Origin of the sequence: Porphyromonas sp. CAG:1061, assembly GCF_000435035.1 — a bacterium.
Taxonomy (GTDB): domain Bacteria; phylum Bacteroidota; class Bacteroidia; order Bacteroidales; family Porphyromonadaceae; genus Porphyromonas_A; species Porphyromonas_A somerae.
Genome location: NZ_HF988913.1, coordinates 15816 through 21449, shown reverse-complemented (window position 1 = coordinate 21449; position 5634 = coordinate 15816). Strand labels below are relative to the sequence as shown.

Genomic DNA, 5634 nt, shown 5'->3' with positions numbered 1-5634 from the left:
TTAACCCTGTTGCTCCGACAGGATTTAGGATGCCTTCGGAGGAGATGTGTGAGCGACTGAGTGAGGCACTTGAGGTGCCAGTGTATGATATAATGAGATGTAGTGATGAGATTTCGTGAGGCACTAGACCATATCAAGGGGCTGAGGTATGTGCTGGAGGAGATGACCTTTTCCTCTAGCATAGGTCGCTTGGCTCTATTGGATAGCTATTGGCTCACGAGTCGCGAGGAGATTGAAGAGGTGCTCGATGAAGTGGCTAAGTTCGTCGGTTACATACAGTCTTCTGTGGGGATTCCACTCTTGCAGCTACAGCTTGAGGAGGTGGTGAATATCTCTGGCTCCATTGAGGTGCTAAGGGCTACGGGTGCTATCTGTAGCGATGTGGATCTCTTTGAGATTAAGAAGCTAGCTCTGATTGATGAAAAGATTGCTCAGTTGCAGGACCATTATCACTACCAATTGAGCGAGCGTCCTTCGCTGAAGGGAGTGCTATCGGTGCTTGACCCACGTGAGGAGCGGTTGCCTAGCTTTTATCTAGATAATTATTTTGATGCACGGCTCAAGGAGATAAGAGAGGCGATTGAGCGGACGAAGGAGGAGACCCCTTTGGCGGAGCTCAATGCCCAACTCTCGCAGTGTGAGGAGGAGGTGCGGGCTAGGTTAACTGATAAGTTGGCCCCTTTTGCTGACTCGCTAGAGATGGTATTAAAGGCACTGGCACACGATACGGCTATTTTGGCAAAGGCTGATTGGGCAGTGAGGTATCGGGCGTGTCGGCCAAAGCCTATCTCCTCTGGTACCACTCATTTGGAGGAGTTGGTGAATCCCGAGGTGGCAGATCAGGTAAGGAGGAGTGGAGGACGCTTTCAGCCAGTTTCCATAGAGTTTGAAGAGGAGCCGACCTTGATCTCGGGTGCCAATATGGGTGGTAAGAGTGTGCTTCTGCACTCGGTAGCACTGGCGCAGGGGATGATGCAGTTTGGCATGTATGTCTTGGCGAAGTCTGCTACCATGGTGGTGGTAGAGCATCTTCTCTATTCAGCCGGTGATGGCGAGGATATGCGGTTGGGACTCTCTTCATTTGGAGCAGAGATGATTCGGCTCAATGGTATCATCCAGGCGGTGAAGAGTGGGCAAAAGGTACTTGCGATTATTGATGAACCCGCTCGTACCACCAATCCTGAAGAGGGGTATGCCCTTGTCTCTGGACTTGTGAAGTTACTAGAGCAATATGGGGCTATGGCACTGATCACTACTCACTATAGCGGAGTGCCCTCGCAAGGAAGGCGATGGAGAGTGCGGGGATTTGTGGAGGGACGTGATATGCACGGCGTAGAGGTGGCACATCTCGCTGAGCTGATGGATTATAGTTTGGTGCCAGATAGTCAGGAGTCTGTGCCGAGAGAGGCCTTTCGGATTGCTCGACTACTTGGGGTGGATGAGGAGTTTTTGGACTTAAGCAACAACTGTTTTAGGACGATCGAATGAATATGAAAAGTAAGGTGGGAATTGACTTCTCAAAGGTGGAGCAAGCACGTGGGGCAGCACGAGCTATTGCTGAGGATGTACAGACCTTTGTAGATGAATATACGACGGTAGCCGTAGAACGCACCCTTTGTCGCTTTGTAGGGATAGATGGTGTAGATGGAAATCAAGTGCCGCTTCCCAATGTGGTGGTGGAGCATCTAGTGGAGGAGAATGCACTCTCCAATGGAGCTCTATTCTATCTAGCATCCGCGATGGTTGCTACGGGAAAGGAGCCTCAGGAGATAGCTGAGGAGGTGTCGGATGGTAAGATAAAGCTGACACAGTTTCCAGCAGCCTCTGAGCAGGAGGTGGCTGATATACTCGCCCCATATATTAAGGCAGGTATGGAGCGAATTGCAGCAAGGAGAGCCAGAAGGGAAAAGTTTATCAAGGAGGTGGGCGAAGGACCACAACCTTATCTCTATGTGATTGTTGCGACTGGTAATATCTATGAGGACGTGGTGCAGGCACAGGCGGCTGCTCGCCAAGGTGCCGATATCATTGCGGTGATTCGTACTACGGGGCAAAGCCTTCTCGACTATGTCCCCTACGGAGCTACTACTGAGGGATTTGGCGGTACCTATGCGACGCAAGAAAACTTCCGCATTATGCGAAAAGCCCTTGATGAAGTGGGTGAGGAGGTAGGACGCTATATCCGACTCTGTAACTACTGCTCGGGTCTTTGTATGCCTGAGATTGCTATTATGGGTGCTTTTGAAGGGCTAGATGTGATGCTCAATGATGCCCTTTATGGCATTCTATTTAGGGATATCAATATGAAGCGAACCATCGTGGACCAGTACACTAGTCGTGTGATCAATGGTTTCGCTGGGGTGATTATCAATACCGGTGAGGATAACTACCTCACCACTGCCGATGCTCTTGAGGAGGCACATACGGTATTGGCTTCCGACTTTATCAACGAGCAATTTGCCCTCAAGGCGGGTATCCCAGAAGAGCAGATGGGACTCGGCCACGCCTTTGAGATGGATCCTGCCGTGGAAAATGGCTTCCTCTATGAATTGGCACAGGCTCAAATGACGAGGGAGATCTTCCCTAAGGCACCATTGAAGTATATGCCACCTACAAAGTTTATGACCGGTAATATCTTTAGAGGTCATATCCAAGATGCTCTATTCAATATGATCGGTATCTGGACACACCAAGGGTTGCAACTTCTCGGTATGCCTACCGAGGCGATACACACTCCATTTATGAGCGACCGATATCTCTCAATTGAGAATGCACGCTATATCTTCAACAACATGAAGTCCATCGGCGACGATGTGGAGTTTAAGGAGAATGGTATCATGCAGACCCGTGCCAAGAATGTGCTTGAGAAGGCATTGACACTATTGCAGGATATCCAGGAGGAGGGTCTCTTTATTGCCCTTTCAAAGGGTATCTTTGCGGATATCAAGCGACCACAAGATGGTGGTAAAGGTCTGGATGGCGTTAAGCGCAAAGGGGAGCGCTACTACAACCCTATTTTGGAACTAATGAAAGACAATAAGATTGCGGGCAAGTTATGAGTGGAGGACTATATTCAACCGAAGATAAAAGTTTTGATAGGACATTAGACCTATCCAAGGTGAAGCCTTATGGCGACACCATGAACGATGGCAAGGTACAGCTGAGTTTTACCCTTCCTGTACCTAAGGGTGCCGAAGCCGAGGAGGCAGCTAAGTTGCTCCTCAAGGAGATGGGCTTCCAAAATCCTATGGTGGTCTTTTCGAAAGAGCTCACCGAGGGCTACACCTTTTTCAATTGCTATGGTAGCTGTACCCATACGGTAGATTATAGCAATATCTATGTGCCCAAGGTGGAGTCGACCACTATGTCGATGGAGGAGACCGACGACTATATCCGCACCCACTTGGGCAAGCCTATCAAAGTGCTAGGAGCCAGTACCGGTACCGACGCACATACCGTAGGTATCGATGCAATCATGAATATGAAAGGCTTCGCTGGGCATTATGGGCTAGAGCGCTATGATATGATTGAGGCACGCAACCTAGGTAGCCAGGTGCCCAATGATGAGTTTTTGGCAAAGGCGATTGAGTTTGGTGCCAATGCTCTACTCATCTCCCAGACTGTGACGCAAAAGGATGTTCATATTCAAAACCTCACCGAGCTGATAGAGATGATCGAGGCCGAGGGGCTTCGCGACAGGATGATCGTCTGCTGCGGTGGGCCTCGTATCACCCACGAGCTTGCTAAGGAGCTAGGCTATGATGCTGGATTTGGTGCCAATACTTATGCCGATGACGTCGCTTCGTTTATCGCGCAAGAGATGGTACGGCGTCAGGAGCTACAAAACTGAAAACAAGATAAATACAAATACTATAAAGACTAAGATTATGGCATTAGACAAACAACAAGTCAGAGAAGTCATCGCAAAGAGAGTTGCTCTCGAATTAAAGGATGGTGACGTGGTCAATCTCGGTATCGGGCTACCCACAATGGTTCCTTCCTTCTTGCCACAAGGCGTACATGTGATGCTACAGAGTGAAAATGGAATGATCGGCCTCGGAGCTACTCCCGAAGCAGGTCAGGAAGATCCCGATTGGATCAATGCAGGTGGTGGTGCCATCACTACCGTGCCAGGTGCGGCTACATTTGATAGTGCCACTTCCTTCGGTATTATTCGCGGAGGTCACGTGGACGTTAGCGTACTAGGTGCCTTGGAAGTAGATGAAGAGGGCGACCTCGCCAATTGGATTATCCCAGGCAAGCGTGCCCCTGGTATGGGTGGTGCTATGGACCTACTTGTAGGTACCAAAAAGGTGATCCTCGCTATGGAGCACACCGCCAAGGGCAATCCTAAGATCCTCAAGAAGTGCCGTCTGCCACTCACTGCCAAGGGACAGGTAGATATGATCGTTACCGAGATGTGCGTGATTGAGGTGCGTAAGGGCATAGGCCTTTGGGTCACCGAGATATACGATGGCGTAAGTCGTGAAGAGATACAAGCTGCAACAGAGGCTGAGCTTCATTTTGACGAAAACGTACAGCCAATGAAGCAATAAAGATAGAGTCCATAAATAATAATATAGACAATACTGATTATGAATTTCAATTACACACCTCAGGAAGAACTCTTCTTGCAGATGATTAGAGAGTTTGCAGAGAAAGAGGTAAAGCCTCTAGCTGCAGAGATAGATGAAGAGGAGCGCTTCCCCATCGAGACCGTGGAGAAGATGAGCAAGCTCGGCCTTATGGGTATCACCATCCCTAAAGAGTATGGTGGAGCTGGAGCTACCAACCAGATCTATACCATGGCGGTAGAGGAGCTCAGTCGCGTTTGTGCTACCACTGGCGTAGTGGTATCAGCTCATAGCTCACTCTGCTGCGACCCAATTATGTTCTTTGGTACGCCCGAGCAAAAGGAGCGTTACCTACCACGCCTCGCATCGGGTGAGTGGATTGGTGCCTTCGGACTTACCGAGCCCAATGCCGGTACCGACGCAGCTGGTCAGCAGACCTTCGCTGTAGAGGAGGAAGACCACTACGTACTCAATGGCAATAAGATCTTCATCACCAATGCCGAGTATGCCCACGTCTACATCATCTTCGCCATGACCGATAAGAGCCTTGGCAATAAGGGCATCTCTGCCTTTATCGTGGAGAAAGACTTTCCTGGCTTCTCAGTAGGAAAGAAGGAGCTCAAGATGGGTATCCGTGGCTCAGCTACTTGCGAGCTGATTATGGAGAATTGCATCGTGCCAAAGGAGAATCTTCTCGGCAAGGTAGGTCAAGGATTCAAAGTAGCTATGAAGACCCTCGATGGTGGTCGTATCGGTATCGCTTCACAAGCTCTTGGTATTGCCCGTGGTGCTATGGAGGAGACCGTGAAGTACACCAAAGAGCGTAAGCAGTTTGGTCGCAGTATCGCAAAGTTCCAGAATACCCAATTCCAGTTGGCCGACCTTGAGGCACGCATCGAGTGCGCGTCGCTACTTGTTCGTAAAGCAGCGTGGTGCAAAGACAACGGCCAGCCCTACACCGTTCCTGCCGCTCGTGCCAAGCTCTATTGTGCCGAGACAGCAATGGAGATGACCAATAAGGCCGTCCAATTCCACGGCGGATACGGCTACACCCGTGAGT

Annotated in this window: 5 protein-coding genes; all 5 read left to right on the top strand. The window is 49.8% G+C overall.

Annotated features, from left to right (window positions below):
- Nucleotides 1-105: 105 nt before the first annotated feature.
- Nucleotides 106-1488: a lysine 5,6-aminomutase reactivase ATPase KamC gene (gene kamC / locus QVO39_RS04670; protein ID WP_021903218.1), complete on the top strand. Its 1383-nt coding sequence runs from the start codon at nucleotides 106-108 to the stop codon at nucleotides 1486-1488.
- 2 nt (nucleotides 1489-1490) lie between these two features.
- Nucleotides 1491-3059 (top strand): lysine 5,6-aminomutase subunit alpha, encoded by a 1569-nt coding sequence (kamD, locus tag QVO39_RS04665; RefSeq protein ID WP_070707034.1) that lies wholly within the window; start codon nucleotides 1491-1493, stop codon nucleotides 3057-3059.
- Entirely contained in the window at nucleotides 3056-3850 is a 795-nt protein-coding gene (kamE, locus tag QVO39_RS04660; protein ID WP_021903216.1) for a lysine 5,6-aminomutase subunit beta, read from the top strand. The genes kamD and kamE overlap by 4 nt, the downstream gene beginning before the upstream one ends.
- 37 nt (nucleotides 3851-3887) lie before the next feature.
- Entirely contained in the window at nucleotides 3888-4556 is a 669-nt protein-coding gene (locus QVO39_RS04655) for a 3-oxoacid CoA-transferase subunit B (protein WP_021903215.1), read from the top strand.
- A gap of 39 nt (nucleotides 4557-4595) precedes the next feature.
- A partial coding sequence (locus QVO39_RS04650) for an acyl-CoA dehydrogenase family protein (RefSeq protein ID WP_288171768.1) occupies nucleotides 4596-5634 on the top strand: 1039 nt, incomplete at its 3' end.